The sequence below is a fragment of the Leifsonia sp. McL0627 genome (genome assembly GCF_058244615.1).
Genome location: NZ_JBZCGM010000003.1, coordinates 751,752 through 776,149 on the forward strand (window position 1 = coordinate 751,752; position 24,398 = coordinate 776,149).

Consider the following 24,398-nt stretch of genomic DNA (forward strand, 5'->3'; position numbering starts at 1 on the left):
GGGGTGGAGGTGTCACCGTCCGAGCCCGAGGTATCCTTCCTCGGCGACGGCGGTCGTCAATAGTTCGCGAGCATCCGTCACTGCGCCCGTGAGGCTGCGGGGGTCGATGGCGAGCCGTGCGACGATGCCATCGATGCCGCGGAGTCCGGCCCTGGTCAGCAGCTGCTTCTCGTTGGTGACCCATTCGCCTCGGCGGGCGAGGATCGCGTGAGCGGTGTGACAGGCGGCTTCGCTCAGCAGGCCGGCGCATTGCGCCACGCGGCCGTGGCGTGCGTGCGTGGTCGCGTAGTCGAGGGTGAGGTCGGCGCGCTCCCACCAGATCCCGGGTGCCGCGTCCCGAAGCGGTTCCGGGTATCCCCAATCCGGCAGTGTCCCTCGGAGCGTTCTGTTGATTCCGAGCTCGGCCAGCAGGATGTAAGTGGGGAGGCCGGCCTGATGGAACAGAAGAGGCTCGACGGTGAACTCTCCGCGGAGCGCGTCGTCGTGTATCCGCTCGATCAGGGTGAGGTCACGATAGTGGACATCGATCAGGTGCCCATCGACGGTCAGCTTGCCGCCGCCGTTGAACACCCGCCCCCATCCGCCGATGTCGCTCAGCTCTCCCGGCCAGCCCAGTGCCCGGACGGAGTTCGGGTCGAACTCTCCGCGGTAGTAGATGGCCACGTCCCAGTCGCTGTCCGGCCGGTTCGTTCCTTGCGCTCGGGAACCGCCGAGGGCGATGGCCTCGACCCCGGTCAGGCTGTACAACGCCTCTGCGACAGATTCGATGACGGTGGTGTCGACATTGTGATCTGACGATGTCATGACCAGGTTCTCCGTTGCGTTTTGCGATGCGTGCGTGTTCACGAGGGCGAGGGTTTGGTCGCTTTGCCATCGAGCCAGAGGGTCTCTGACTCATCGCGGTGCGATCCTGTGGTTCCGACGTGCTTCTTATCGATCTGCGGACCCTTCTTGATGACATGGACGATCGCCATTCCGTGTCCCCGCCCGAGGCCGTAGTCGTCGGCGAGCCATCCCAGGATCTCACCCGCTTTCACAGACGGGTCGTCGTACCCCTTGGCTGTTGCGATGGCGAGGAGTTGACGCGGCGTCAGGCCTGTCTTGTCTTCGATGGTGTCGAGGTATGCCTGAAAGGACATCGGAGTCTCCCGTTCGTCGGTGAGGATTAGACAGCGGTCGTGTAGATACGCAGGTTCGCGCCGGAGTCGAACTCTCTGGCGCTGGTGAGGTGGAGCCGCAACCCTGCGGGCCAGGGGCTGCGGCCGTGCCCCAGAGTGACGGGATGCGTGATGACGCGGACCTCGTCGATCAGCCCGTGCCCGAGCATCCGCCGCAAGAACTCCGCGCCGCCGGTGACGCCGATGCGACCGCCCGGCGAACGCCGGAGCGACGCGATCTCGGTCGCAGGGTCGGCGGAGACTCGGCTCCCGGCCCAGGCGGTGAGGTCGATCTCGTCCGGGCGGCTGGTGAAGACCACCTTGTCGTGGGAACTGACCGCATCCGCCAGTTCGCCGGTGCGGTGCGGCCAGGATGCTGCCTGTTCGACGTAGGTGCGTCTGCCCATCAGCATGGTGTCGATGCCGCGCATCGTCGCAGTCGCGTGGTCGAGCATGTCCACACTTCCGCGCATCCAGTCGAGTTCGCCGTCGGGTCCGGCGATGTAGCCGTCGAGGCTCATCTGGAACCCCGCGCTAACGATGCGCGGCGGGGTGCGGGGAGGTGTGCCGCTCATCGTTCAGCGCCGGACAGGGCGGCGACGTACGGCGCGACGGCGTCGGCGAGCGCGGCAGGCTCGACCTGGTGGGTCTGGCCGGGGAGCACCTGCGGTGTCGACTGCGGCAGCCGGGCCGCCAGCTGCTCCGCCGCCGTGGTGATCCACGCGTCGCTCGCGCCGCCGGACATGACGAGCACCGGCACGGCGATGCGTGCGAAGACGTCGAGCGTGTCAGGACGGCCGCGCATCGTTTCGCCCATGATCCGTCCGTCGTACGCGACGGTGTGGCCGATCTGCTCGAAGGCAGGCCAGAACGGCTGCTCGGACATGCCGGCGACCATTTCGGCGGGCACGCCGACAGCATCGGTCATCAGGATCGTGATCGCGTCGCCGGGGCGTCCGGCGGCGACGGCGGCGTCGAGTCGCTCCACATAGTCCGCACCGACCGGTGCACGATCGGTGGACACCACGAACGGTGGCTCGTAGCAGGCGACGCCGTCGAGGGGGAGCCCAGCCGCTGCGGCACGAAGTGCGAGAACCGCACCAGAAGAGACCCCGAGGAGAAACGCGTTGCCGCCGAGCGTGCTGATCAGCGCGCCGATGTCCTCGATCTCCCGCTCGACAGCGTACGGCTGTGTGTCGCCGCTCTCGCCGCGTCCGCGCCGGTCGTAGGAGACGAACCGGAACTGTCCGCCGAGGAGCCGACCGAGTTCGCCACCCGTGAAGTCCAGTCCGCGGTACATAGTGGCGCCGTCGACGCTGATGAGCAGCGGCCCGTCGGTGCCGGTGAGGGTGTAGGCGATCGTCGTGCCGTCGGCGCTGGTCACAGTGGGGCTGCTCACACCGGTGGGGGTGCTGTCCGCGGTGCGGGTCGTTTCGGTCATGGGATTCCTTCCAGGATGGACTCGGCGCTGTCGGGTACCGATCGGTACTGATGTGAGTACGGTACTGTCTAGTACTGAGGAGGTCAAGCATGTCCGAAGAATCAGGTGCTCCGACCACGGCTGACGTTAAACGCGCGGCCATGTTGCGAAGCGCGCTGGGCGCCTTCACGAGCCATGGCTACGTCGGCACGTCCACCGATGAACTTGCAGCGGCGGCGTCCGTGTCGAAGCAGACGCTGTACAAGGCGTTCGGCGATAAACAGGGGGTGTTCACCGCCCTCATCCACGCCGAGTGCGATCGGATCCGTAACCCGTTCACCTCGCTCGTCGAGCAGATGGGAGTGCTGCCGTCGGCAGAGGAAGCGCTCCGGTTGCTCGGCGACCAGTTCGCCAGATCGATCATGAACCACCAGGTTCAGCAACTGAGGCGCCTCGTCATCGCCGAGGCGCCCCGGTTCCCCGAGCTCGGGCTGCTGTACTGGGAGCGCGGCTTCCTCCCGGTGCTCGAGGCGCTCGGGCACTGCTTCGACATCCTCCGTCAACGTGAGCTTCTGACGGTGCCGGATCCGCTGCTCGCGGCCAATCATTTCGCCGGGATGCTGCTGTGGATTCCCAGCAACCAGACAATGTTCGCTTCGGCGACGCTGCCGATCGGACCGGACGAACTCGCCCCGATGATCGACGCGGGCGTGACGGCCTTCCTTCGCGCATATGCCCCCGCCCCGTGAGACGGACTCGGTCCACTGAGCGCCCGCCCTCCGGCACGCCACCCCATACCCTGTTCCTATGACAATCGCCGTCGACACCCTTCCCCCGCTGAGCTGGAGCAACGGACCCGGCGTCGCACAGCAGCCCGCCCCTGGGCGCCTCGTCCTCACCGCGGCAGCCGGCACCGACTGGACCAACAGCGCCCTCGGCGGCCCGCAGCAGCACGCCGCGACGTCGCTCGGCTTCGTGCCGACCGAGGACTTCACGCTCAGCGCCCGCGTGCGCGTCGACGGCCCGCGGAGCACCTTCGACGCCGGTGTCCTTGCGATATGGGGCGACCAGGACCACTGGGCCAAGCTCTGTTTCGAGTTCTCGCCGCAGGGGCAGGCGATGGTCGTCTCTGTGGTGACCAACACGTGGTCCGACGACTGCAATTCCACGGTCGTCACGGAAGGGCACGTCTTCCTCCGGGTGGCGAAGGTGGGTGCCGGATGGGCGTTCCACTCGTCGGCGGACGGCGAGACCTGGGAATTCGTGCGCGTCTTCCGCCTCGACTTCGACGGCGAGCTGAACGTCGGCTTCCTCGCGCAAGCGCCGCTGGGCGAGACCTGCGTGGCCGAGTTCGACGCCATCGAGTACCGGATCGGCGCGCCTTCCGACCTCCGAAACGGACAGTAAACCTCAATCACTGGTTGAAAATCCGGCCGTCCCCGGTCACGATGGGCTCATGAGGGCCATATGGACGGGTGCGATCACCTTCGGGCTGGTCAATGTTCCGGTGAAGGTCTACAGCGCGACGGAGGATCACGACGTGTCGCTGCACCAGGTGCACGATGCGGACGGTGGGCGCATCCGGTATCAGCGGCGCTGCGAGATCGACGGGAAGATCATCCCGTACGAGCACATCGCGAAGGCGTACGACGACGGGGAGCGCACGGTCGTGCTCACCCCGGAAGATCTGGCGTCGCTGCCCGCGGAGCGCAGCAGGGAGATCGACGTCGTCGAGTTCGTGCCGAACGATCAACTCGACCCGCTGATGTTCGACCGCAGCTACTACCTCGAACCGGACTCCAAGTCGCTGAAGGCGTATGCGCTGCTGCGCCGGACGCTGGAGGACTCCGAGCGCACGGCCATCGTGAACTTCGCACTGCGGCAGAAGACCAGGCTCGGCGCACTGCGCGTGCGCGGGGATGTGCTCGTGCTGCAGACGCTGCTCTGGAACGACGAGGTGCGCGAGGCGAGCTTCCCGTCCCTGGACGAGTCCCCGCGGATCACCCAGCGCGAGCTGGACCTGTCGGCCGCGCTGATGGAGAGCTTCGCGGGCGACTTCCAGCCGGAGAAGTTCAGCGACGAATACCAGGACGAACTGCGCAAGCTGATCGACGCGAAGCTCGAACAGGGCGACACCATCGACACGGCGGAGACCTTCGGCGAGCAGGAGGAGAAGAGCTCGGGCGGCGGTGAGGTGATCGACCTGATGGAAGCGCTGCAACGCAGCGTCGAGCGCAGCAGGGGCTCCGGAGGGGAGAAGGGAGGCGGCGCCAAGAAGTCGGCGTCGAAGACGGGCACCGCCAAGGCCGCCACGAAGGCCAATCCTGCGAAGACCACCGCTGCGAAGGGCGAGAAGAGCACGACGGCCGCCAAGAAGCCCGCGAAGACCGCGGCTAAGAAACCCGCGTGACCCGGCTCCGCCGCAGCGACCCGTCCGGGCCGGGCTACCGCAGGGTCAGCGGGAGGAAGGCGCCGACCTATCAGGACGAGGCAGGCAACCCGATCGTCGACGAGCGGGAGCTGGAGCGCATCCGGTCGCTGGTGATCCCGCCCGCGTGGAAAGACGTGTGGATCTCGCCGGACGCGCGCGGGCACATCCAGGCGGTCGGCATCGACCAGGCCGGACGCAAGCAGTACCTGTACCACGAGTCGTGGCGGCTGCATCAGGACCGCCTCAAGTTCGAGCGGGCGGCGCAGCTCGCCGAGACGCTGCCCGCCGCGCGCCGCCGGGTCACGATCGACCTGCGGCAGGAGGGCTTCGGCCGCGACCGCATCCTGGCGGCGGCACTCAGGATCATCGACCTCGGGTCGCTGCGGATCGGCAGCGAGGAATACCTGCACGCCAACGGCAGCAGGGGGCTGACAACGCTGCTGTGCCGTCACGTCGCGATCGACGGGGACGACGTCACGCTGACCTTCCCGGCGAAGAGCGCCCAGAAGTGGACGAGCACCGTCACCGATCCGGATGTGGCTGCCCTGCTGGCCGAGATCGTCGCCGCCCGCGGTGCCCGCTCGCGACTGCTGTCGTGGAAGGAGGGCACCTGGCACACCATCCGTCCGGCGTCCCTCAACGAGTACATCCGGCGGCAGACCCGCGGCGAGTTCACGGCAAAGGACTTCCGCACCCTGCACGGCACCATCGTGGCGGCTGCGGCGCTCGCCGACCTCGGCACGGGCGGCACGGAGCGCGAGCGCACGAAGCGGGTCTCCGCGGCGGTGGCGGCCGCCGCGGACGCGCTCGGGAACACCCCGGCCATCGCGCGCAACAGCTACATCGACCCGCGCATCTTCGACAGGTACCGCCAGGGCGAGGTCATCGACCTGGGCGCCGGGCGTGCCCCGGAGCCCGCGCTGCTGGAGCTGCTCAGCTAGCGCGGTCCGTCGCAGCCCCACCGCTCGACGGCGAGCCGGCGTCCTCCGACGACAGCGGAGCGGCGATCTCCTCCAGGGACTTGCCCTCCGCATCCACCCCCAGGAACAGCTCGACCAGCCCAGCGGCGATCATCAGCCCGGCACCGATGTAATACCCGATGGCAACCGCGTGGATGCCGCTCTCGATCAGATTCCCGAACAGGATCGGCCCGATGATGCCGCCGATGCCCGTCCCGACCGCATAGAAGAATGCGATCGCCATCGCCCGCGTCTCCATCGGGAAGACCTCGCTGACGGTCAGGTATGCGCTGCTCGCGCCCGCGGAGGCGAAGAAGAACACGATCATCCAGCAGGCGGTGAGCCAGAACGCGTCGAGCAGCTTCGCGTCGAACAGCATGGCGGTGCCGACCAGCAGCACCCCGCTGCCGATGTAGGAGAGGGTGATCATGAACCGGCGGCCGACCGAGTCGAACAGGTGGCCGAGGAGGGCGGGGCCGAGGAAGTTGCCGATCGCGATCGGCACCAGCGCCCACGGGGCCAGGTCGTCCGGGATGCCGAGGAGCTTCGTCAGCACCAGCGAGTACGTGAAGAACACCGCGTTGTACAGGAACGCCTGCCCGATGAACAGCGACAGCCCGAGCACGAACCGCTTCGGGTAGCGCGACAGCGCGACGTGCACGATCTCGCCGAACCCGGTCGAGCGGCGCTGCTTGATCCGGATGGCCTTGTCGTCGGGGACGGCGTCGAGCTCGCTGCCCGTGTCCTTCTCGACGTCCTCCTCGATCTTCCCGACCAGCTTCTCCGCCTCCGCGTCCTGGCCATGGATGAACATCCAGCGCGGCGACTCCGGCACGTTGCGCCGCACCAGCAGGATGACGAGGCCGAGCACCGCGCCGAGGCCGAACGCGATGCGCCAGCCGATGTCGGCGGGGAAGATGGCGGTATTCAGCAAGAAGACCGTGAGCACGGCGCCGAACGCCGTTCCGAGCCAGTACGAGCCGTTGATCGCGAGGTCGACCAGGCCACGGCGGCGGGCCGGGATGAGCTCGTCGATGGCCGAGTTGATGGCCGCGTACTCTCCGCCGATGCCTGCGCCGGTGAAGAACCGGAACAGGAAGAACATCCAGGGTGCGAACGAGAACGCGGTGAGCACCGTGGCGACCAGGTAAAGGCCGAGCGTGACGATGAACAGCCGTTTGCGGCCGAACCGGTCGGTGAGGTAGCCGAATACCAGGGAGCCTGTGCAGGCGCCCGCGACGTAGATCGCGGCGGCGAGGCCGACCTGCGCTGTGGTGAGCCCGAGCCCGCTCGACGGTTCGGTCAGCCGGCTGCCGATGGCGCCGACGATGGTCACTTCGAGGCCGTCCAGGATCCAGACGGTGCCGAGGCCGATGACCACGAGCCAGTGGAATCTCGACCAGGGGAGCCTGTCCATCCGGGCAGGGATGGTGGTCTCGATCGTCTTCAGCGTCGCTGCCTGAGAATCTGATGTATGCGCACTCACGGAGCGCAGAATACGTCCACCCTCGCGATCCCAGCAGGGGCTTGACAAAACGCATGCATTGACGTGATCCCCGACACGCCTAGCGGTCCAGCGCCTCCGCTGTCAACCCCTTGTTGGGGGTCATTCCACTTTGCTTACCTAGCTAGAGATTCCCCGTCCGATCACGGGGCAGCACCGCAGTGATGCAGAGCAGATAAATGAACACGATGGATGGGAAAGAGAACATGACAGTACTCGAAGTGACCAACGACCCGGTACGCGACTACCTGAACTCCATCGGACGCACCCGCCTTCTCACGGCGGAAGAAGAGGTCTCCCTGGCCAAGCGCATCGAGATCGGCGTCCTCGCCGGTGAGCGTATCGCCACGAGGAAAGGGCTCACGCCCATGGAGCGCCGCGAACTGCAGTGGCTCGCCGACGACGGCAAGCGCGCTTTCGAACGCTTCATCGAGGCGAACCTGCGCCTCGTCGTCAGCATCGCCAAGCGCTACGCCGGCCGCGGCCTCCCGGTGATGGACCTCATCCAGGAGGGCAACCTGGGTCTCGTGCGCGCCGTCGAGAAGTTCGACTACCGCACGGGCAACAAGTTCTCGACGTACGCCACCTGGTGGATCCGCCAGTCCATCCTGCGCGGCATCGCCGACACGGCCCGCCTCATCCGCATCCCGGTGCACACCGTGGAGAAGATCGACAAGCTCGACCGGATCCGCCGTGACCTCGGCGGCGAACTCGGCCGCACCCCCACGCTGGAGGAGATGGCAGAGGCGTCCAACCTGACGCCCGCCGAGGTACGCAAGCTGCAGATGAGCGACTCGGAGACTGTCTCGCTCGCCGTCCCCATCGGCGAGAACGAGGGGGCGGAGCTCGGCGACCTGATCGAAGACGACGACTTCCCGACCCCCGCGGAGGCCGTCGAGGTCGGCTTCCGCCACCGCGACCTGGAGGAGCGCCTGCGTGACCTTCCGCCGCGTGACGCCAAGGTGGTCAGGATGCGCTTCGGCCTGGACGGGCAGAAGCCGATGACGCTGGATGAGGTCGGCGAGATTTACGGCATCACCCGCGAACGGGTCCGCCAGCTGGAGACCCGCAGCCTGAAGCGCCTCCGGTGCCCCGAGCTGCTCGAGTACCTGCGCTGAGCGCCTCAGCGACCGGGGGGAGAGTCCGCGTTGACCTCGTCGGCGCCGAGCGCGCCGATCTCCTCGGTCAGCTGCAGGCCTTGGGCGCTGTTCGACGACAGGGTCATCGCCTCCAGCCAGGACTTGTTGATCGACGGCTGCCTGCCTCCGCTGTAGCGGAACAGCAGCGGGATGGATGGGTCGATCCAGATCGCACTCCGGCCGTCGCCGACACCCTGCTCGTCCCGCCAGGAGAAGAAGAAGCCCTCCTTGCGGCGCAGCTTCAGCCCCACCACGATCTGCAGATGAGCCAGGACCCGATCCTCGAATCCGATCTCGGTCGTCCCAGCGTAAACAAGCTTGCCCATGGCACGAAGCTACAGGACGGCGACGGTCTCGGCGTCGACCGGCACGATGCGGCGCCCGGTCTGCCCCGCGAAGAGGGGCGTACGGTCGCCGCATGACAGGCAGACGAGCACTCGTGACCGGAGCGACGGGCTATATCGGAGGACGGCTGGTGCCCCGGCTGATCGCCGACGGGTTCACGGTGCGGGTGCTCGCGCGCTCGCCGCAGAAGCTGACGGATGTGCCGTGGGCCGACGAGGTCGAGATCGCGGAGGGCGACCTGCACGACCGGGATGCGGTGGCCGCGGCCGTGCGGGACGCCGACGTCGTCTACTACCTCGTGCACTCGATGCGCGCGTCCGGCGATTTCGACGACGAGGAGGCGGACGCCGCCCGCGTCGTCGCCGAGGAGTCGGCCGCGGCCGGCGTCGGGCGCATCGTCTACCTGGGCGCCCTGCATCCGGACGGGGAGCTGTCGCGGCACCTGCGGTCGCGCGTGGCGGTCGGGCGCATCCTGCTCGACTCCGGTGTTCCGACCGTCGTGCTGCAGGCTGGGGTGGTGATCGGCTCCGGCTCCGCGTCGTTCGAGATGATCCGCCATCTCACCGAGGTGCTGCCGTACATGCCGGCTCCGCGGTGGGTGCGCAACCGCATCCAGCCGATCGCGATCCGGGATGTGCTCCGCTACCTGATCGCTGCAGCCGACCTTCCGCCGGAGGTCAACCGCGCATACGACATCGGCGGGCCGGACATCCTCCGCTACGGGCAGATGATGAACGGGTTCGCCGTGGAGGCCGGGCTGCGCCAGCGGCCGATCGCGGCGCTGCCGGTGTTCACACCCTGGCTGGCGTCGCAGTGGGTCAACCTGGTCACGCCGATCCCGCGCAGTCTCGCCGTGCCCATCATCGAGTCGCTGCAATACGACTGCGTCGCCCGCGAGCACGACATCGACGCCGTCATCCCGCCGCCCGAGGGCGGGCTCACCGGCTACCGGACGGCCGTGCGGCTGGCGCTCGCCCGGATGCGCGACGGCGACGTGGAGACGAGCTGGCGCAACTCGTCGGTCAGCACGGCTCCGAGCGACCCGCTGCCGAGCGACCCGGACTGGGCGGGCCACACCGTGTACACGGACGTGCGCGAGCGCGAGAGCGGCGCATCCACCGTCCGGTTGTGGCGCGTGGTCGAGGGGATCGGCGGCGAACGCGGCTGGTACTCGTTCCCGCTCGCCTGGGCGCTGCGCGGCTGGATGGACAAGCTGGTGGGCGGCGTCGGCCTTCGCCGGGGTCGCCGCGACGCCGACCGGTTGCAGACCGGCGATGCGCTCGACTGGTGGAGGGTCGAGCGGATCGAGAGGGGCAGGGAACTGCGGCTGCGCGCCGAGATGGTGGTGCCCGGACGCGCCTGGCTGGAGATGCGCGTCGAACCGGACGCCGCTGGATCGCGGTACACCCAGCGGGCGATCTTCTTCCCGGCCGGGCTGGCCGGGCGGCTCTACTGGTTCGCGATCCTGCCGTTCCACGGCGTGATCTTCAACGGGATGGCGAACAGGATCGTCGCGGCGGCAGCAGCGGAAGGCACAGCGGATGCGGTGGGCACGGCCGAACCTGGTGCCTGACGGGTCAGTCGACCCGCTCGGGCTCGGGCTCGGGTGTCGGCTCCGGAGTGGCCGCCAGCTCGGTCAGGAACCGGATGACCACCTCGCGCTCGTCTCCGGTGAGCGCTTTGGCGACCTCGAACCGGTGCGCGTGCTGCATCCCCATGATGCGGCGCACCTCCCGATGCGTCTCCTCGGTGATCGCGACCGTCACCGCGCGGCGGTCGGTCGGGTGCGGCCGGCGCTCGATGTGGCCAGCGCGCTCCAGTCGGTCGAGCAGTTTGGTGGTGGACGCGGTCGAGATGTGCAGGTGCTCGGACAGCGCCCCGGCCGTCACGGCCACATCGGAGTTGGCCGACGCGATGATGTAGCGCAGTGCCTTCATGTCCGTGTCGTTCAGCTTCATCTTGCTGCGCGACTCGAAGCTGAACTTCTGCTCGGCCTCCCGCCAGTCGCGGATCGCGGTGAGCACGCGGACGACCTGTTCGAGCTCCGGCTCGCTGAGGTCGTCGTGCCGGACGAGTTCCTGTCGAGGGTCGATCACGCGGGGGTCGAGAAGCGACCCTGAGACGCGGCGTGCGTCCTCCTTGAAACCCATGCGCACATCCTATGCCCCGCCAGTAAGAATCGTGCTAGGTTATTTACTTACTTGGCTAGACAAAGGGGCGGGGAGGATGACCCAGATCCACCAGGGAACACCGCGAATCGGTCTGCCGGAGGTCGACGCCAGGCTCGCAGCGTTCTTCTCAGAGCGCACAGGGCAGGCGACCCGATACGGCAGCGAATACCAGCGGCTCTGGGCGAGTGCACGAAACGGCAGTGACGGCGGCAAACGCATCCGGCCGCGATTCGTCCTCAGCGCATTCGACGCCATCGGCGGTCCATCGGCCGGAGTCGCGACCGCCGCCGACGCCGTCGACACCGCGGTCGCCTTCGAACTGCTGCACACCGCCTTCCTGCTGCACGACGACGTGATCGACGGAGACACGATGCGTCGCGGCCGCCCCAACGTGTCCGGCGAGTTCGCACAGGATGCGGCCTCCCGCGGCGTCGGGGCGGAGCGTGCGACCCTGTGGGGCGAGACCGCTGCCATCCTCGCAGGCGACCTCCTCCTGCACGCCGCCGCGTCGCTCGTCGCCCGGCTGGAGGTGGCGCCCGCCGCGCGCACGGCGCTCCTCGACCTGCTCGACCACAGCATCTTCGTCACCGCCGCCGGGGAGCTCTCCGACGTGTCGTACAGCGTCGGCATCGACGAGGCCAGGCTCCCGGACGTGCTCGCGATGACCGAACGCAAGACAGCGGCGTACTCGTTCGCCGGTCCCCTCACTGCCGGCGCCATCCTGGCCGGTGCGGGAGGCGATGTGCTGGCGGCGCTCGCCGAGTACGGCAGGCTTCTCGGCATCGCATTCCAGCTCGGCGACGACATCCTCGGCGTCTTCGGCGATCAGGATGCAACAGGCAAGAGCATCGTCAGCGACCTGCGCGAGGGCAAGGAGACGTCGCTGATCGCGTACGCGCGGGCGACCTCGGCGTGGCCGGCCATCGAGCCGTGGTTCGGCAGGGCCGACCTCGATCTCGGCGCCGGACGCCGTCTCGCGACGGCTCTCGACGCGTGCGGAGCGCGCGCGTTCGTGGAAGGGCTCGTCACTGAGTACGCCGAAGCCGCCGTCGCCGCGCTCTCCGCGCCGGGGCTCCCGCTCTCGCTGACCGACGAGCTCCAGACCGTCGCGCGCTCCTGCGTCGGGAGGATCGCGTGACCCGCGAGGCGGAGCTGACGACGCCGGGCGGCGCACACCCGCTGAACCCGACCGACCTCTCGCTGTACACCAGGGCGGCGCACACCAGCTCGGCCACGATCATCCACGAGTACTCGACCTCGTTCGGGATGGCGACCAGACTGCTGTCTCCGGACGTACGGCCGCTGGTGGAGGACATCTACGCACTGGTGCGGATCGCCGACGAGATCGTCGACGGCGCGGCGGCGGAGGCGGGCCTCGCCCTCGACGACCAGCGCGCGCTGCTCGACGCGCTCGAAGCAGACACCGAGCGGGCGATGCGCACCGGGTACAGCGCCAACGTCGTCGTTCACTCGTTCGCCTGCACGGCGAGGGCGGTCGGCATCGACGCGTCGCTCACCGCGCCGTTCTTCTCGTCGATGCGCAGGGACCTGAGCCCCGTCGACTTCAGCTCGGACGAGCTGAGCGCATACATTTACGGTTCGGCCGAGGTGATCGGCCTGATGTGCCTGCGCGCGTTCCTCTCCACCGAACCGGTCGCCCCCGACCGCCGGATGCGGTTGGAGCGCGGAGCCCGCAGGCTCGGCGCCGCCTTCCAGAAGATCAACTTCCTGCGCGACCTCGCCGTCGACTGGACGGAGCTCGGCCGCAGCTATTTCCCCGGCATCGATCCAGGGCGGCTGACCGAGCGGCAGAAGCTCGAACTGGTCGTTGACATCGAGCGCGATCTGGGGGCGGCGGAGGACGCCATCCCGGAGCTGCCGGACAACTGCCGTCGTGCGATCGTCGCGGCGCACTGGCTGTTCGCGGAACTGACAGACCGCCTCCGGACGACCCCGGCGCCGCTGCTGCTGTCCACGAGGGTGAGCGTTCCGGCGCGGACGAAGCTGGCGATCCTCGTGCGCGCCACCGCCGGCTGGGGCGCAGGGGGCGCCCGATGACCGCGCCGCTCTCCGTCGTCGTGATCGGCGGCGGTATCGCGGGGGTGGCGACAGCGGCCCTGCTCGCCGACGACGGCTATCGCGTCACCCTGCTCGAACAGCACGACACGCTCGGCGGGCGCGTCGGCACCTGGCTGCACGACGGCTTCCGCTTCGACACCGGACCGTCGTGGTACCTGATGCCGGAGGTCTTCGACCACTTCTTCCGCCTGCTCGGCACGACTTCCGCCGAGCAACTCGACCTGGTGACGCTCGATCCCGGATACCGGGTGTTCTCCGAGTCGGGGGAGCAGCCGCTCGACATCCACGCGGACTACGTGGCCAATCGCGCACTGTTCGAGGCCGTCGAACCGGGCGCAGGGGCGCGACTCGACCGGTATCTGGCGAGCGCCCGGGACACATACCGGATGGCGGTCGACCGCTTCCTCTACGGCACCTTCGCGTCGTTCCGTCCGCTGTTCTCGGCCGGAATCCTGGCGCGCAGCGGGCGGCTGGCGCGACTTCTGCTCGAACCTCTCGGGCGTCTGGCGGCCCGCACGGTGAAGGACACCAGGCTCCGCCAGATCCTCGGTTACCCCGCGGTGTTCCTCGGCACGTCGCCCGGCCGGGCGCCGAGCATGTACCACTTGATGAGCCACCTCGACCTGGAGGACGGCGTCCGGTACCCGCAGGGCGGCTTCGGCACGATCGTCGAGCGCATCGCCGCCATCGCCCACTCGGACGGCGCCGACCTCCGCACCGGCGCGCGCGTGACGGCGATCCGCACCGAACCGGGTGCCGCGCGGCACAGGGTCTCCGGTGTCGAATACCGGGATGCGGCCGGCGGCCGGCACTTCGTCCGTGCCGATGTCGTGGTGTCGGCCGCCGACCTGCACTTCACGGAGACCCGCCTGCTGCCCGAGCCGCTGCGCACCTATCCCGAATCGTTCTGGGAGCGCCGCGACCCAGGGCCGGGCGCCGTGCTGGTCATGCTCGGCATCCGCGGCACGCTTCCGCAGCTCACCCATCACAACCTGTTCTTCACCACCGACTGGGACGAGAACTTCGACAGGATCTACGGAGCGGAACCGTCGATCCCCGACCCGGCATCGCTCTACGTCTGCATGCCGAGCGCCACCGACGACTCCGTCGCTCCGGACGGCTGCGAGAACCTGTTCGTGCTGGTCCCTGTCCCGCCCGACGAGTCCATCGGCTCCGGAGGGGTGGACGGCGCGGGGGACAGGCTGGTGGAACGGACGGCGGACGCCGCCATCGCCCAGGTCGCCGCCTGGGCGGGCATCCCGGACCTCGCCGACCGCATCGTCGCGCGCCGGACGGTCGGGCCGGACGACTTCGCCACCGACCTGAACGCCTGGCGCGGTGGCGCGCTCGGACCGGCGCACACCCTGCGGCAGAGTGCGTTCTTCCGCGGCCGGAACGCCTCGGCGAAAGTCGACGGCCTGCTCTACGCCGGCGGCTCGACCATCCCCGGAATCGGCCTGCCGATGTGCCTGATCAGCGCCGAACTCGCCCTCAAGCGTCTCCGCGGAGACACGAGCGTCGGGCCCCTCCCCGAGCCGCTCGCTGCGGAGGCGCGCACCGAGCAGGTGACATGAGCATCCTGTACCTGCTGACCCTGGTGGTCGCGCTCGGCTCGATGGTGCTGCTCGACCGCCGCTTCCGGCTGTTCTTCTGGCGGGATGGGCGCCGCGCCACGATCGTGCTGGTGGTCGGCGTGCTGTTCTTCCTCGTCTGGGATCTCGCGGGAATCGGTCTGCACGTGTTCGCGCGAGGCGGGTCGCGGTTCCTGACCGGCATCGTCCTCGCGCCGGAGCTCCCGCTCGAGGAGGTCTTCTTCCTCACCTTCCTCTGCTACCTCACGATGGTGCTCGTGACCGGCTCCCGCCTGCTGCTCGACCGCCGGGACCGGGGGAGAGCATGACCTACCTGCTCCTCAGCGTCGTCTTCCTCGCGGTCGCCGCGGTGGTCCTCGCCGTTGCGCTGGCCACCGCCCCGGACCGCGGCGCGATCGTGCGCCGCTGGTGGCTGCCCGTGCTCATCGCCGGAGTCGTGGTCGCCGTCCTCACGGCCGTCTTCGACAACGCCATGATCGCCGCCGGCCTCATGACATACGGCCGTGCCCACATCTCCGGCGTCACGGTCGGCCTCGTGCCCATCGAGGACTTCGCCTACCCGCTCGCAGGACTCCTGCTCCTTCCGTCGCTCTGGCTGCTCCTCCGCAGGAGGCGACCGGAATGACCGCCACCGCCCACGCCGTCTCCCCGGTGCGCCAGCTCCTGCTCGCCTCCCGCCCGCTCAGCTGGATCAACACCGCCTTCCCGTTCGCGGCGGCGTATCTGCTCACCACCCGACAGGTCGACCTCACGCTCGTCGTCGGCACGGTCTACTTCCTCATCCCGTACAACCTCGCGATGTACGGGATCAACGACGTCTTCGACTACGAGTCCGACCTGCGCAACCCACGCAAGGGCGGCGCGGAGGGCGCACTGCTCGACCGGGGCATGCACCGGCGCACGATCATCGCTGCGGCCGTCACGAACACCCCGTTCCTGGTCTACCTCGTTGCGGTCGGCTCGCCGGTGTCCTGGCTCGTGCTCGCCGTGAGCGTCTTCGCCGTGCTCGCGTACTCGGTGAAAGGGCTCCGGTTCAAAGAGATCCCGTTCCTGGACTCCGTGACCTCGAGCACCCACTTCGTGAGCCCCGCCGTCTACGCGCTGGTGCTCGCCGGCGCCGTGTTCACTCCGCAGCTGACCGCGCTGCTCGTCGCCTTCTTCCTGTGGGGGATCGGCAGCCACGCATTCGGCGCGGTGCAGGATGTGGTGCCGGACCGGGAGGGCGGCATCGCCTCGATCGCGACAGCCCTCGGCGCGAAGCGGACGACCCGGTTCGCGATCCTGGCCTGGACCCTCGCCGGTGTCGCGATGCTGTTCACCGTGTGGCCAGGGCCGCTGGCGGCCGTGCTGGTCGTGCCGTACATCGCGGCCGCAGTCCCGTTCTGGGGGGTGAGCGACCAAGACTCCGCCTCCGCCAACCGCGGCTGGCGGAGGTTCCTCTGGATCAATTACGCCTGCGGCTTCCTAGTGACGATGCTGCTCATCCTGTACGCGGCCGGTACACGCTGACCGCAGCGGCCGCAGCGGCCGCAGCGGCCGCACCGGCTCAGCGCGCGGCTAAACGCAGAACGCGGCGATTTCCGGCCCGATCGACTTCTCCGACACCTGGTGGGTCTGCCCGGCGAGCACCCCGGAGCGCGAGCCGGGGATGGTGGCGGCCAGCGCATCCTGGGCGGCGCGCATGGGAGCCGCCGCCTTCGAGCCCACCAGCACCAGGCTCGGGACGCCGATGGCCGACAGTCGCTCGGTGGGGAGCCGGAAGTCGCTCATCACCCGAATGTCGTTCGGCAGCGTGGGAGCGACGGCGGTGAGTTGCTTCCACACCTTCGGCATGAGGCACATCATCACCGGCAGGAAGGAGGGAGCTCCGACCATCTTCGTGAGGAAGTAGGAGACCGCGGCGCCGTTCTTCCCGTCGGCCAGCAGCGCCTGGACGGCGGCCAGGTGGTCGACGTCCGGATTCTTCCACCCGTCGGCGATGTACGGCGCTTCATAGGTGACGAGCCGTCGCATCGGCACGCCGGAGGCGGCGGCCTCCAGCGAGATGCCCGCACCGGAGGAGCTGCCGTAGACGTTCACCGCGCCTCCGGTGTCCGCCGCCGCCTGGTCGATCACCGCCCGCAGGTCGTCGATCTCGTTCTGGATCGCGTACGGCTGCCGGTCGCCGCTGTCGCCTCGGCCGCGCCGGTCGTAGCAGTACACGGTGAACCGGTCGGAGAGGAACGCGGCGAGCGGCCTGGACGGTCCGAACGCGCGGGAGCAGAGGGCCCCGTCGACGTTGACCAGCGCAGGGCCCGATCCGGAGCGCTCGTACGCGATGCGCGTTCCGTCGGCGGAGGTGACGGCTCCGACACGTGGCGTGACGATGGATGCGGTCTTGTCGGTCATGCTGTCCGCTCCTGTTCGGCGAGCCGGGCGTCGAGCTTCACGAACGATTCGCCCCAGCCGACCTCCGTGGCGTGCTTGGCGTCGATGTCGAACGGTCCCTGGTGCAGGGTGATCCTGGTCCGGTCGCCGTGGTCGTGGAACTGGATGCGCAGGAACAGCCTGTCGAGCGATCCGAGCTCCGCTTCAGCGGACACGTCGAGCACGAGAAGCTCCGGCTCGACCAGCTCGACGATCGTGCCGCGCATCGGGAAACTCGTGCCCGTCGCGTCCTCGACCATCGCGAGCTCCCAGCGGCCGCCGACCCGCGGCTCGACGACGATGGCCCCCTCCGGCGCCGAGTATGCGGTGGGTGCGAACCAGGATGCCAGCAGCTCCGGCTGCAGGAAGAATCGCCAGACCACTGCACGCGGGGCGTCGAACGCCCTGGTGATGTAGACGTCCGTGTCGGCGATTCCGCCTGGACGGGTGATGTCGCTCATGATGCTTCGTCCTCCTTGTGTGTCTCCACGCGTTCCTGTTCCTGCTGCTGGAAGGCGGCGATGGCCGCGTCGAGGTGGTCGAACCGCGCGTTCCAGAACCGTTTGTACCGCTGCATCCACTCGGTCGCCTCGCGCAGCGGCTCGGCTTCGAGGTGGCTGAGGCGGGTGGTGGCGACTCTGCTGCGCGAGACCAGCCCAGCGCTTTCGAGCACCTTGAGGTGTTTGGAGACGGCTGGCTGGCTTATCGCGAACGGCTCGGCGAGCTCGCTCACGGACGCGTCGCCGTCTTGCAGGCGCAGCAGGATCTGCCGCCGGGTGGGGTCGGCCAGCGCGGCGAACACCGCGCTCAGCTGGTCGGTCTCCGACGGTTCCACACCGATCTCCATTCATAACCAAGTGGTTCTATAACCACTGAGGCAAGAATAGTGGATGCGCGGCGCCTGTCAAGAGGCGCCGCGCATCCTGTGCCGGGAGATCGTGTGCCCGGAAGCCGTTCAGTCCCGCTTCGGCAGCTCCTGCAGCGACCACGCGTTGCCGTCCGGGTCGGAGAACGTCACGAACCGGCCCCAGGCCAAGTCGGCGACGCCCTCCGCCGCCACGCCGTTCTCCTGCAGGTGGGCGAGCGCGTCGTCGGCATTCGGCACGACGATCTGCAGGCCGCGCTGCGAGCCGGGCTCCATGTCGGTGAGGCCCTCGCCGAACGCGATCGAGCAGGCAGAACCGGGAGGGGTGAGTTGCACGAAGCGCAGCGTCTCCGAGACCCGCTGGTCGAAGTCGTCGACGAAGCCCACCTGGTCGACGTAGAACGCCTTCGCGCGGTCGACGTCGGTGACGGGGATGATGATGAGTTCGATACGCCAGTCGGTGATGGCCATGAGCTGGGCCCTTTCTGTCGGTGTTCCGTTCGTTGATTCCAGCGTAAGGACCATTGCGGTCAGTTCCCGGCCGCAATGAAAAACTGTGGAAAACATCTCACTCCCGGCTCGTGGGGAGCAAGCTCACAGCGCAGTGACGGTATCGTCGGAGGGCAGCGCGGAGCAACCCTCCGCATCCGGACGGCCGAGAAAGACGAACGAGCGATGAGCGACAGCCCGGCTTCGCCCACTCCATACGAGGTGCTCGGCGTGGCCTCCACGGTCAGCCACGACGACCTTCGCCGTGCATACCGCCGGCTGCTCCGCGAGACCCACCCGGACACAGGGGGAACCGCAGCACGCTTCCAAGCTGTGCAAGACGCCTGGGAGCTCATCGGCGAACCGGACGACCGCGCCCGCTATGACCGCGGAGAGTCGGCATACGCCGCCGACATTCCCGCAGACGACGCATACGGGGCCGGCTTCAGCGCCACCTTCCACGCCACCCGCTCGCAGTCCCGCGGCGCCACCGTGCGCGCCCGCAGCTACGGTCACCCCGGCGGGCAGGCGCGCGAACGCTACCTGCACCTGATGCGCGAATGGATGGGCAGGGGCACCGAGCTCGACGACCCGTACGATCCCGGCCTCGTCCGCTCCGCCCCGCGTGAGATCCGCCAGCTGCTAGCCGTTGCACTCGCCGAGGAGGCGACGGCACGCGCTGTCGCCGGTCTCGGCATCGGCTTCACGATCTGGAACGACGTCTCCGTGCATCCGCGGTCGGCGGCGAAGCTCGACCACGTCGTGCTCGGGCCGGCCGGGCTGTTCGCGATCCGCTCAGCAGACTGGGGCGGAGAGGTCAAACTGTCGAAGGGCGACGTGGTCGGCCAGACCATCGACCGCGACGACGAGCCGTTCCACGACCTGCTGCGCGACGCGAAGACGTTCTCTCGCCAGGTCGGGGTGCGCTTCACCGGGCTGATCATCGTGGTACCGGATGCTGCGCTCGCTGTGCCGTACGACCGCATCGAACGCGGCCGCCTCTCCGGCTCCCTGCTCGTGCGACGCTCGCTCCTGCCGCAGGTGCTCCGCAACGGGGCGAACGCCGCCGGACGCGAGAGCGTCGATCGCGCGTTCGAGCTCCGGACCCGGCTGCAGGAGAGCATCCGGTTCGTCTAGCTGTAGACGTGCGCGGACAGGAGGGGCAGAGTGGAGCCATGGTCACACCACTCGACATCTTCAGCGGTTTCAGCGTCGACGACATCCCCGCGGCGAAGGCGTTCTACGGCGACACCCTCGGCCTGAACATCACGGACGGCCCGATGGGCAACCTCGACCTCGCCCTCCCGGCCGGCAGTCACGTCTTCATCTACCCGAAGCCGGATCACACCCCGGCGAGCTTCACCATCCTGAACCTCGTCGTCGCGGACATCGACGCCGCCGTCGACGAGCTCAACGCCAAGGGCGTGAAGACAGACATCTACGACGACCCCAACCTGCCCACCGACGCCAAGGGCATCCTGCGCGGCAAAGACGTAGATCGCGGCCCGAACATCGCCTGGTTCCTCGATCCAGCAGGCAACGTCGTCTCCGTCATCCAGAATTAGCGCGCGAGGAGGGCGCGCAGCGCCATCGCGTCGACAGGGGAGCGCACCTTGGCGTCGTTGTCGAAGTACACGTATACGTCGAGGTCCTCGGCCAGCCAGCCCCGGATGTCGTCCGCCCAGCGGACCAGCGCCTCCGCCGTGTACCCGCTCGTGTAGAGCTCCTCATCGCCGTGCAGCCGCACGTACTGGAAGTCGACGGTCGTCTCGCGGATGACCGGGAATCGTCCGGCGGTGTCAGCGACCACGATGGCGACCCCCGCCTCCCGCGCGATGGCCGTGAACTCCGGCACGTCGAACGTGTGACTCCGCACCTCGATCGCGTGCCGCAACGCCCGCTCCTGCCCGGCTTCCGCGAACACCCGGTCCTCGTCCAGTGTCGTCTCGGCCGCGAGAGCAGCCGCCTCCGTCGTCGTGCGCGGGAGCATCGCGAGGAACGCGGCGACCGCCTCCGGATCGAACGCGAGGTTCGGCGGGAGCTGCCAGAGCATGGGCCCCAGCTTCTCGCCGAGCGCCAGCATCCCGGAGGCGCAGAAGTTCGCCACCGCGCCGCGGGCGTTCTTGAGCCGCAGGATGTGCGTGATGTACCGGCCGCCCTTGATCGAGAACACGAAGTCGTCCGCGGTCTCCTCGGCCCAGCGCCGGTAGCTCGCCGGCTTCTGCAGCGCGTAGAAGCTGCCGTTGATCTCGATCGAGTCGAGACGCTCTGCCGCGTACGCGAGCTCCGCCCGGTGCGGCAGCCCTTTCGGGTAGAACGTGCCGCGCCACGGCGGGTACGTCCATCCGGAGATGCCGACGCGCGCGACGGCCATCAGCGCCCCCGCAGCTGGTCCAGGATGCGCCTGTCGCGTTTCGTCGGGCGCCCGGCTCCGCGCTCGCGCACGATCGCCGACGGCGCCTCGGCCTTCGGTGGGGGCGGGGGAGTCAGCTCGTCGACGCACTCGGCCGCCACGGCAGCGCCGACCCGCTTCACGATCAGCCGCTTGGCGATCAGGATGCGCTCGGTCTCGCCGACCCTGGCCCGCACCTCATCGCCGATCCGGACGGGCGTGGCCGGTTTGGCCTTGTCGCCGTTCACCCGCAGGTGCCCGGCCTTGCACGCGGTGGAGGCCGCCGACCTGGTCTTGTAGAGTCGCACGGCCCACGCCCAGGAGTCGACGCGGACGCTCGCTGGTTCTGCCACGATCAGACCGCTTCGGCCAGCTGGCTCTTCCACTTCACGAGGCTGCGGACGGTCTTGCTCTGGTCGGTGGCGAGCTTCTCCATCACGTCCTCCGGGACGAAGTAGTTGACGGCCACCCAGCCGCGCACGGTCTCCGAGCGGTCGTCGGCGAGCATCCGGAGGATGTCGCACGGCGTCGCCTCGTTCTTGGCGACGCAGCCGCGGACCCCGGCGTCCGGGTCGTTCGCGAGGGTGACGAACAGGTCTTCCGGAGTGTTGTAGCTGCTCGCGACGCTCTCCCTGATCTTCGGGTTCGCATCGGTGGCGAGCAGGCGGAGCCGGCGGATCTTGCTCTCGGTGACCGCGGGAGACGGATGCAGCGCCGCCGCCTCCTCCGCAGTGAGCATCGCAGGACGGTGCTCGCGCATCGCCTGACGCTGGGCCGGGGTGTTGAACCGAATGCACGACATGGCTCAACGGTACGCGCTCCGTCCATCGAAAGGTGGAAGCGGACGCGCGTGGTCCGAGTTACCGTTGGAGGATGGAATCTCTGCTGAGGATGCTCGACCGCATCGCTGGTGGGCGTCACGCCGATTACACGATTCCGGACGAGAACCTGCGCGATCCGCGCACCCGCCGCGCCTTCGTGGTGATCACCTGGCTGCTCGTCGCGGAGTTCGTGCTCGGACTCGTCGCGGTGGCGATCGCCGCCGTGCTCGTGCTCGGCGGCCAGAGCGTCCCGTGGGCGGTCTGGATGCGCGGCGTCGTCGTGCTCGGCATGACCGTGACCCTGTTCTATTTCGCCTGGCGGGCGCAGAAGGGCTACTACTGGGCGTACTCCCGGCTGCGGCTGTTCTCGAAGATCTTCCCGGTCGTCACGCTCGTGATCGCCGCGATCCCCGGGTTGTACCCGCTCTGGATGGTCACCGAGCAGATTCTGTTCAGTCTCATCCTGATCGGGGTCGCCGACTATCTCGACTCCGACCACATGCGGGCGGCGTTCCCGAAGCCCGCGAAGCGCGGAACAACAGGGACGACAGGGAAGACGGGCGGTCCGGCTACGGCGCAGCCGTGACGGGCTCGTCGCCGCGGTGCCGCGGTGGCCACGGCACGATCGGCGACGTGCGCCGCTGATACTGCGCGTACTCGGGGTACCGGCCGAGCGAGATGCTCTCGGTGAACACGGTCGAGCCGATGAACAGCCCGGTCAGCAGCAGCGGACCGATCACGGTCCACTGCAGGATCGACCCGGCGGCGACGCACCCGAAGAGGAACAGCACCCACCACTGCGCCTGCTCGAAGAAGAAGTTGGGGTGACGGGAGACGCGGAACAGCCCGGACTGCAGGAAGCGCGGCTGCGGGTCGCGGCCGGCGGCCCTCTCCGCGTTCTTCCACTGGTGGAAGTTCCACTGCTGCTGGTCGGCCACCGTCTCGCCGACCAGGAAGGCCAGGAACACCAGGGCGCAGACGATGTCGAGCACACCGAGCGGTGTCTGGTGCTGGTATGCGACCCAGGCGGGCAGTGTGATGAGGTACAGCAGCACGTTCTGGTAGATCACGATGAAGAACAGGTTGAACAGCCAGAACTGCCACGCGGGCATCCGTGCGCGGAGCACCGCCCAGCGGTAGTCCTCTCCGCCGGGGGCGTATCCGCCCTTGCGCGCGAAGTTGAAGGTGAGCCTGATGCCCCAGAGGGTGACCAGGATCGCCATCAGGTTCAGCCGTGCGTCCTGCAGCCCGGCCGATCCGGCGTAGATCCAGACGTACACGACGGGCACGACCGACCAGATGCGGTCGACCCAGGAGTGCTCGCCCGTGATGAGCGAGAGCACCCAGGTCACGACGCAGACGCCGACCAGGACCCAGAGACTGACGATGAGAGGCTCCACGACCACATCCTATGCGTGCATTTCCGCAGCGCCGGGGAGCTTCGCGGCACGGGGAGTTGGATCACTAGACTCGTATGTCGTGGAAGATGTCGGTGCGCGCGCGGTCAGTTCGCGGGTTCTGACGATCCCGAACGTCCTCAGCTTCTTCCGGCTCGCCCTGGTGCCGGTGTTCCTCGCATTCATCATCGTCGGCCAGGATGCGCTGGCGCTGCTCGTGCTCGTCGTGTCCAGCATCACCGACTTCCTCGACGGTTTCCTCGCGAGGCGGCTCAACCAGGTGTCCAGGCTCGGGCAGTTGCTCGACCCGGCCGCCGACCGGCTGTACATCTTCGCCGCCCTGATCGGGCTGGCCTGGCGGGAGGTCATCCCGTGGTGGCTGGTGGCGGTCATCGTGGCGCGGGATGTGATGCTGGCCGTGCTCGGCGTCATCCTCGCCAACAACGGCTTCGGTCCTCTTCCCGTGCATCACCTGGGCAAAGTCGCCACGTTCTGCCTGTTCTGGGCGCTTCCGCTGCTCATGCTCGGGGAGGCATTCGACGTGCTGGCTCCGTTCTCGCTGCCGCTCGGCTGGGCGTTCGCGCTCTGGGGAGCGTTCCTCTACTGGTGGGCGGGATTCGTGTATATCGGAGAAACGGCGAGAGTAATCCGTCTTCCGGCCGACGACGGAGCCGAACGATCCGATACGCTGGAATAAGAGGAGGTTGACGTGCCTGACGAGACATACCCGAATGGGCCGGCGGATGACGCCGAGAACAACCCCCTGCGTAATTCTGCCGCGGGGAACGAAGACACGACCGCACGCTTCGGCGAGGAGTTCGTGTCGAAGATGTACCCGATGGACGGGGAGGTCTCCCCGGAGGAGCAGGAGGCCATCGCCGCCCTGCCGTCCGGCTCCGCGCTGCTCATCGTGCGACGAGGGCCGAACACCGGTGCGCGCTTCCTGCTCGACGCCGATGTGACGAGCGCAGGACGCCACCCGAACGCTGACATCTTCCTCGACGATGTGACCGTGTCGCGTCGTCACGCGGAGTTCACTCGGCGGGGAACGGCGTTCGAAGTCCGCGACCTCGGATCGCTGAACGGCACGTACTACGACGGGGTCCGCATCGAGAGCGCCCTGCTCTCCGACTCCGCCGAAGTGCAGATCGGCAAGTTCCGGCTCACGTTCTACGCCTCGCGTCTCGACCTCGCAGCGCCGGCTCAGAGCTAGCGGCCCGAGTCAGTGGCA

General features: G+C 68.4%; 32 protein-coding genes. 17 read left to right on the forward strand and 15 right to left on the reverse strand.

Going from position 1 to position 24,398, the window contains the following annotated elements:
* Window positions 1–12 precede the first annotated feature (12 nt).
* From AC37TH_RS11800 to AC37TH_RS11815, 4 genes are read right to left on the reverse strand one after another with little or no spacing between them, the layout of a single operon-like run.
* The gene (locus AC37TH_RS11800) at window positions 13–804 is read right to left on the reverse strand and encodes a nucleotidyltransferase domain-containing protein (RefSeq protein WP_490764540.1); all 792 of its coding nucleotides are present in this window, start codon (window positions 802–804) and stop codon (window positions 13–15) included.
* Window positions 805–842: 38 nt separating this feature from the next.
* On the reverse strand, window positions 843–1,139 hold the full coding sequence (locus AC37TH_RS11805) for a DUF4287 domain-containing protein (protein WP_490764541.1): 297 nt from the start codon (window positions 1,137–1,139) through the stop codon (window positions 843–845).
* 26 nt (window positions 1,140–1,165) lie between these two features.
* Entirely contained in the window at window positions 1,166–1,732 is a 567-nt protein-coding gene (locus AC37TH_RS11810) for a dihydrofolate reductase family protein (protein WP_490764542.1), read from the reverse strand.
* Window positions 1,729–2,598: an alpha/beta fold hydrolase gene (locus AC37TH_RS11815; RefSeq protein ID WP_490764543.1), complete on the reverse strand. Its 870-nt coding sequence runs from the start codon at window positions 2,596–2,598 to the stop codon at window positions 1,729–1,731. Before AC37TH_RS11815 ends, AC37TH_RS11810 begins: the two co-directional genes overlap by 4 nt.
* An 89-nt stretch (window positions 2,599–2,687) precedes the next feature.
* Here AC37TH_RS11815 and AC37TH_RS11820 point away from each other — a divergent pair, with 89 nt between their 5' ends.
* Genes AC37TH_RS11820 through AC37TH_RS11835 form a run of 4 tightly spaced genes read left to right on the forward strand, consistent with a single transcriptional unit; the run spans window position 2,688 to window position 5,949 of the window.
* The gene (locus tag AC37TH_RS11820; RefSeq protein WP_490764544.1) at window positions 2,688–3,326 is read left to right on the forward strand and encodes a TetR/AcrR family transcriptional regulator; all 639 of its coding nucleotides are present in this window, start codon (window positions 2,688–2,690) and stop codon (window positions 3,324–3,326) included.
* 58 nt (window positions 3,327–3,384) lie between these two features.
* Window positions 3,385–3,984, forward strand: a complete 600-nt coding sequence (locus tag AC37TH_RS11825) for a DUF1349 domain-containing protein (RefSeq protein ID WP_490764545.1) — start codon at window positions 3,385–3,387, stop codon at window positions 3,982–3,984.
* A 49-nt stretch (window positions 3,985–4,033) separates the two neighbouring features.
* The gene (gene ku / locus AC37TH_RS11830) at window positions 4,034–4,987 is read left to right on the forward strand and encodes a non-homologous end joining protein Ku (protein ID WP_490764546.1); all 954 of its coding nucleotides are present in this window, start codon (window positions 4,034–4,036) and stop codon (window positions 4,985–4,987) included.
* On the forward strand, window positions 4,984–5,949 hold the full coding sequence (locus AC37TH_RS11835; protein ID WP_490764547.1) for a DNA topoisomerase IB: 966 nt from the start codon (window positions 4,984–4,986) through the stop codon (window positions 5,947–5,949). Before ku ends, AC37TH_RS11835 begins: the two co-directional genes overlap by 4 nt.
* Here AC37TH_RS11835 and AC37TH_RS11840 read toward each other — a convergent pair.
* Window positions 5,942–7,384, reverse strand: coding sequence for an MFS transporter (locus AC37TH_RS11840; protein WP_490765108.1), 1,443 nt, complete (start codon window positions 7,382–7,384; stop codon window positions 5,942–5,944). The two genes, AC37TH_RS11835 and AC37TH_RS11840, sit on opposite strands and share 8 nt — an antisense overlap.
* 293 nt (window positions 7,385–7,677) lie before the next feature.
* On the opposite strand from AC37TH_RS11840, the gene AC37TH_RS11845 reads away from it, so the two are divergent.
* Complete coding sequence (locus tag AC37TH_RS11845; protein ID WP_490764548.1) at window positions 7,678–8,589, forward strand: sigma-70 family RNA polymerase sigma factor; 912 nt, start codon at window positions 7,678–7,680, stop codon at window positions 8,587–8,589.
* A gap of 5 nt (window positions 8,590–8,594) precedes the next feature.
* On the opposite strand, the gene AC37TH_RS11850 is transcribed toward AC37TH_RS11845, so the two are convergent.
* Window positions 8,595–8,936, reverse strand: a complete 342-nt coding sequence (locus tag AC37TH_RS11850; RefSeq protein ID WP_490764549.1) for a DUF7882 family protein — start codon at window positions 8,934–8,936, stop codon at window positions 8,595–8,597.
* Between the two features lie 92 nt (window positions 8,937–9,028).
* Between AC37TH_RS11850 and AC37TH_RS11855 the strand changes: the two genes are divergently transcribed.
* Window positions 9,029–10,528: an SDR family oxidoreductase gene (locus AC37TH_RS11855; RefSeq protein ID WP_490764550.1), complete on the forward strand. Its 1,500-nt coding sequence runs from the start codon at window positions 9,029–9,031 to the stop codon at window positions 10,526–10,528.
* A gap of 4 nt (window positions 10,529–10,532) precedes the next feature.
* On the opposite strand, the gene AC37TH_RS11860 is transcribed toward AC37TH_RS11855, so the two are convergent.
* On the reverse strand, window positions 10,533–11,105 hold the full coding sequence (locus tag AC37TH_RS11860) for a MarR family winged helix-turn-helix transcriptional regulator (RefSeq protein ID WP_490764551.1): 573 nt from the start codon (window positions 11,103–11,105) through the stop codon (window positions 10,533–10,535).
* Window positions 11,106–11,181: 76 nt separating this feature from the next.
* On the opposite strand from AC37TH_RS11860, the gene AC37TH_RS11865 reads away from it, so the two are divergent.
* From AC37TH_RS11865 to AC37TH_RS11890, 6 genes are read left to right on the forward strand one after another with little or no spacing between them, the layout of a single operon-like run.
* Window positions 11,182–12,264 carry a polyprenyl synthetase family protein gene (locus AC37TH_RS11865; protein WP_490764552.1) on the forward strand — a complete coding sequence of 361 codons (1,083 nt, stop codon included), beginning with the start codon at window positions 11,182–11,184 and terminating at the stop codon, window positions 12,262–12,264.
* Window positions 12,261–13,184, forward strand: coding sequence for a phytoene/squalene synthase family protein (locus AC37TH_RS11870; RefSeq protein WP_490764553.1), 924 nt, complete (start codon window positions 12,261–12,263; stop codon window positions 13,182–13,184). Before AC37TH_RS11865 ends, AC37TH_RS11870 begins: the two co-directional genes overlap by 4 nt.
* Window positions 13,181–14,779 carry a phytoene desaturase family protein gene (crtI, locus tag AC37TH_RS11875; protein ID WP_490764554.1) on the forward strand — a complete coding sequence of 533 codons (1,599 nt, stop codon included), beginning with the start codon at window positions 13,181–13,183 and terminating at the stop codon, window positions 14,777–14,779. The genes AC37TH_RS11870 and crtI overlap by 4 nt, the downstream gene beginning before the upstream one ends.
* Window positions 14,776–15,105 carry a lycopene cyclase domain-containing protein gene (locus tag AC37TH_RS11880; RefSeq protein WP_490764555.1) on the forward strand — a complete coding sequence of 110 codons (330 nt, stop codon included), beginning with the start codon at window positions 14,776–14,778 and terminating at the stop codon, window positions 15,103–15,105. The genes crtI and AC37TH_RS11880 overlap by 4 nt, the downstream gene beginning before the upstream one ends.
* Window positions 15,102–15,422: a lycopene cyclase domain-containing protein gene (locus tag AC37TH_RS11885; protein ID WP_490764556.1), complete on the forward strand. Its 321-nt coding sequence runs from the start codon at window positions 15,102–15,104 to the stop codon at window positions 15,420–15,422. The genes AC37TH_RS11880 and AC37TH_RS11885 overlap by 4 nt, the downstream gene beginning before the upstream one ends.
* Window positions 15,419–16,306: a prenyltransferase gene (locus AC37TH_RS11890; protein WP_490764557.1), complete on the forward strand. Its 888-nt coding sequence runs from the start codon at window positions 15,419–15,421 to the stop codon at window positions 16,304–16,306. Before AC37TH_RS11885 ends, AC37TH_RS11890 begins: the two co-directional genes overlap by 4 nt.
* Before the next feature lie 48 nt (window positions 16,307–16,354).
* Here the strand turns inward: AC37TH_RS11890 and AC37TH_RS11895 are convergent, their stop codons facing one another.
* The 4 genes from AC37TH_RS11895 to AC37TH_RS11910 form a co-directional block, all read right to left on the reverse strand.
* The gene (locus AC37TH_RS11895; protein WP_490764558.1) at window positions 16,355–17,185 is read right to left on the reverse strand and encodes an alpha/beta fold hydrolase; all 831 of its coding nucleotides are present in this window, start codon (window positions 17,183–17,185) and stop codon (window positions 16,355–16,357) included.
* Complete coding sequence (locus tag AC37TH_RS11900) at window positions 17,182–17,664, reverse strand: SRPBCC family protein (RefSeq protein WP_490764559.1); 483 nt, start codon at window positions 17,662–17,664, stop codon at window positions 17,182–17,184. Before AC37TH_RS11900 ends, AC37TH_RS11895 begins: the two co-directional genes overlap by 4 nt.
* Entirely contained in the window at window positions 17,661–18,038 is a 378-nt protein-coding gene (locus tag AC37TH_RS11905; RefSeq protein ID WP_490764560.1) for an ArsR/SmtB family transcription factor, read from the reverse strand. The genes AC37TH_RS11900 and AC37TH_RS11905 overlap by 4 nt, the downstream gene beginning before the upstream one ends.
* A gap of 120 nt (window positions 18,039–18,158) precedes the next feature.
* Entirely contained in the window at window positions 18,159–18,539 is a 381-nt protein-coding gene (locus tag AC37TH_RS11910; protein ID WP_490764561.1) for a glyoxalase superfamily protein, read from the reverse strand.
* A 204-nt stretch (window positions 18,540–18,743) separates the two neighbouring features.
* Between AC37TH_RS11910 and AC37TH_RS11915 the strand changes: the two genes are divergently transcribed.
* Both AC37TH_RS11915 and AC37TH_RS11920 read left to right on the forward strand, forming a co-directional pair.
* Window positions 18,744–19,694, forward strand: a complete 951-nt coding sequence (locus AC37TH_RS11915) for a J domain-containing protein (RefSeq protein ID WP_490764562.1) — start codon at window positions 18,744–18,746, stop codon at window positions 19,692–19,694.
* Window positions 19,695–19,732: 38 nt separating this feature from the next.
* Window positions 19,733–20,122: a VOC family protein gene (locus AC37TH_RS11920; protein ID WP_490764563.1), complete on the forward strand. Its 390-nt coding sequence runs from the start codon at window positions 19,733–19,735 to the stop codon at window positions 20,120–20,122.
* On the opposite strand, the gene AC37TH_RS11925 is transcribed toward AC37TH_RS11920, so the two are convergent.
* The 3 genes from AC37TH_RS11925 to AC37TH_RS11935 are packed head-to-tail and all read right to left on the reverse strand — an operon-like array spanning window position 20,119 to window position 21,751.
* Window positions 20,119–20,931 carry a DUF72 domain-containing protein gene (locus AC37TH_RS11925; RefSeq protein WP_490764564.1) on the reverse strand — a complete coding sequence of 271 codons (813 nt, stop codon included), beginning with the start codon at window positions 20,929–20,931 and terminating at the stop codon, window positions 20,119–20,121. The genes AC37TH_RS11920 and AC37TH_RS11925 overlap by 4 nt on opposite strands.
* Complete coding sequence (locus AC37TH_RS11930; protein WP_490764565.1) at window positions 20,931–21,302, reverse strand: RNA-binding S4 domain-containing protein; 372 nt, start codon at window positions 21,300–21,302, stop codon at window positions 20,931–20,933. Before AC37TH_RS11930 ends, AC37TH_RS11925 begins: the two co-directional genes overlap by 1 nt.
* Before the next feature lie 2 nt (window positions 21,303–21,304).
* Window positions 21,305–21,751, reverse strand: coding sequence for a hypothetical protein (locus AC37TH_RS11935; RefSeq protein ID WP_490764566.1), 447 nt, complete (start codon window positions 21,749–21,751; stop codon window positions 21,305–21,307).
* Between the two features lie 71 nt (window positions 21,752–21,822).
* Between AC37TH_RS11935 and AC37TH_RS11940 the strand changes: the two genes are divergently transcribed.
* Window positions 21,823–22,356 carry a hypothetical protein gene (locus AC37TH_RS11940; protein ID WP_490764567.1) on the forward strand — a complete coding sequence of 178 codons (534 nt, stop codon included), beginning with the start codon at window positions 21,823–21,825 and terminating at the stop codon, window positions 22,354–22,356.
* On the opposite strand, the gene AC37TH_RS11945 is transcribed toward AC37TH_RS11940, so the two are convergent.
* Window positions 22,340–23,170, reverse strand: a complete 831-nt coding sequence (locus AC37TH_RS11945; protein ID WP_490764568.1) for a DUF1295 domain-containing protein — start codon at window positions 23,168–23,170, stop codon at window positions 22,340–22,342. The genes AC37TH_RS11940 and AC37TH_RS11945 overlap by 17 nt on opposite strands.
* 79 nt (window positions 23,171–23,249) lie before the next feature.
* On the opposite strand from AC37TH_RS11945, the gene AC37TH_RS11950 reads away from it, so the two are divergent.
* The gene (locus AC37TH_RS11950; RefSeq protein WP_490764569.1) at window positions 23,250–23,864 is read left to right on the forward strand and encodes a CDP-alcohol phosphatidyltransferase family protein; all 615 of its coding nucleotides are present in this window, start codon (window positions 23,250–23,252) and stop codon (window positions 23,862–23,864) included.
* Between the two features lie 12 nt (window positions 23,865–23,876).
* Complete coding sequence (locus AC37TH_RS11955) at window positions 23,877–24,380, forward strand: FHA domain-containing protein (protein WP_490764570.1); 504 nt, start codon at window positions 23,877–23,879, stop codon at window positions 24,378–24,380.
* The last annotated feature ends 18 nt before the right edge of the window (window positions 24,381–24,398 follow it).

Bases quoted from the DNA above. Each gene is read 5' to 3' on its own strand.
- AC37TH_RS11890 (WP_490764557.1), top strand. From the start codon at position 15,419: ATGACCGCCACCGCCCACGCCGTCTCCCCGGTGCGCCAGCTCCTGCTC.
- AC37TH_RS11895 (WP_490764558.1), bottom strand. From the start codon at position 17,185: ATGACCGACAAGACCGCATCCATCGTCACGCCACGTGTCGGAGCCGTC.
- AC37TH_RS11865 (WP_490764552.1), top strand. From the start codon at position 11,182: ATGACCCAGATCCACCAGGGAACACCGCGAATCGGTCTGCCGGAGGTC.
- ku (WP_490764546.1), top strand. From the start codon at position 4,034: ATGAGGGCCATATGGACGGGTGCGATCACCTTCGGGCTGGTCAATGTT.
- AC37TH_RS11855 (WP_490764550.1), top strand. From the start codon at position 9,029: ATGACAGGCAGACGAGCACTCGTGACCGGAGCGACGGGCTATATCGGA.
- AC37TH_RS11815 (WP_490764543.1), bottom strand. From the start codon at position 2,598: ATGACCGAAACGACCCGCACCGCGGACAGCACCCCCACCGGTGTGAGC.
- AC37TH_RS11925 (WP_490764564.1), bottom strand. From the start codon at position 20,931: ATGGCCGTCGCGCGCGTCGGCATCTCCGGATGGACGTACCCGCCGTGG.
- AC37TH_RS11810 (WP_490764542.1), bottom strand. From the start codon at position 1,732: ATGAGCGGCACACCTCCCCGCACCCCGCCGCGCATCGTTAGCGCGGGG.
- crtI (WP_490764554.1), top strand. From the start codon at position 13,181: ATGACCGCGCCGCTCTCCGTCGTCGTGATCGGCGGCGGTATCGCGGGG.
- AC37TH_RS11805 (WP_490764541.1), bottom strand. From the start codon at position 1,139: ATGTCCTTTCAGGCATACCTCGACACCATCGAAGACAAGACAGGCCTG.
- AC37TH_RS11885 (WP_490764556.1), top strand. From the start codon at position 15,102: ATGACCTACCTGCTCCTCAGCGTCGTCTTCCTCGCGGTCGCCGCGGTG.
- AC37TH_RS11825 (WP_490764545.1), top strand. From the start codon at position 3,385: ATGACAATCGCCGTCGACACCCTTCCCCCGCTGAGCTGGAGCAACGGA.
- AC37TH_RS11880 (WP_490764555.1), top strand. From the start codon at position 14,776: ATGAGCATCCTGTACCTGCTGACCCTGGTGGTCGCGCTCGGCTCGATG.
- AC37TH_RS11860 (WP_490764551.1), bottom strand. From the start codon at position 11,105: ATGGGTTTCAAGGAGGACGCACGCCGCGTCTCAGGGTCGCTTCTCGAC.
- AC37TH_RS11800 (WP_490764540.1), bottom strand. From the start codon at position 804: ATGACATCGTCAGATCACAATGTCGACACCACCGTCATCGAATCTGTC.
- AC37TH_RS11840 (WP_490765108.1), bottom strand. From the start codon at position 7,384: ATGGACAGGCTCCCCTGGTCGAGATTCCACTGGCTCGTGGTCATCGGC.
- AC37TH_RS11900 (WP_490764559.1), bottom strand. From the start codon at position 17,664: ATGAGCGACATCACCCGTCCAGGCGGAATCGCCGACACGGACGTCTAC.
- AC37TH_RS11940 (WP_490764567.1), top strand. From the start codon at position 21,823: ATGGAATCTCTGCTGAGGATGCTCGACCGCATCGCTGGTGGGCGTCAC.
- AC37TH_RS11850 (WP_490764549.1), bottom strand. From the start codon at position 8,936: ATGGGCAAGCTTGTTTACGCTGGGACGACCGAGATCGGATTCGAGGAT.
- AC37TH_RS11910 (WP_490764561.1), bottom strand. From the start codon at position 18,539: ATGGCCATCACCGACTGGCGTATCGAACTCATCATCATCCCCGTCACC.
- AC37TH_RS11920 (WP_490764563.1), top strand. From the start codon at position 19,733: ATGGTCACACCACTCGACATCTTCAGCGGTTTCAGCGTCGACGACATC.
- AC37TH_RS11915 (WP_490764562.1), top strand. From the start codon at position 18,744: ATGAGCGACAGCCCGGCTTCGCCCACTCCATACGAGGTGCTCGGCGTG.
- AC37TH_RS11820 (WP_490764544.1), top strand. From the start codon at position 2,688: ATGTCCGAAGAATCAGGTGCTCCGACCACGGCTGACGTTAAACGCGCG.
- AC37TH_RS11845 (WP_490764548.1), top strand. From the start codon at position 7,678: ATGACAGTACTCGAAGTGACCAACGACCCGGTACGCGACTACCTGAAC.
- AC37TH_RS11935 (WP_490764566.1), bottom strand. From the start codon at position 21,751: ATGTCGTGCATTCGGTTCAACACCCCGGCCCAGCGTCAGGCGATGCGC.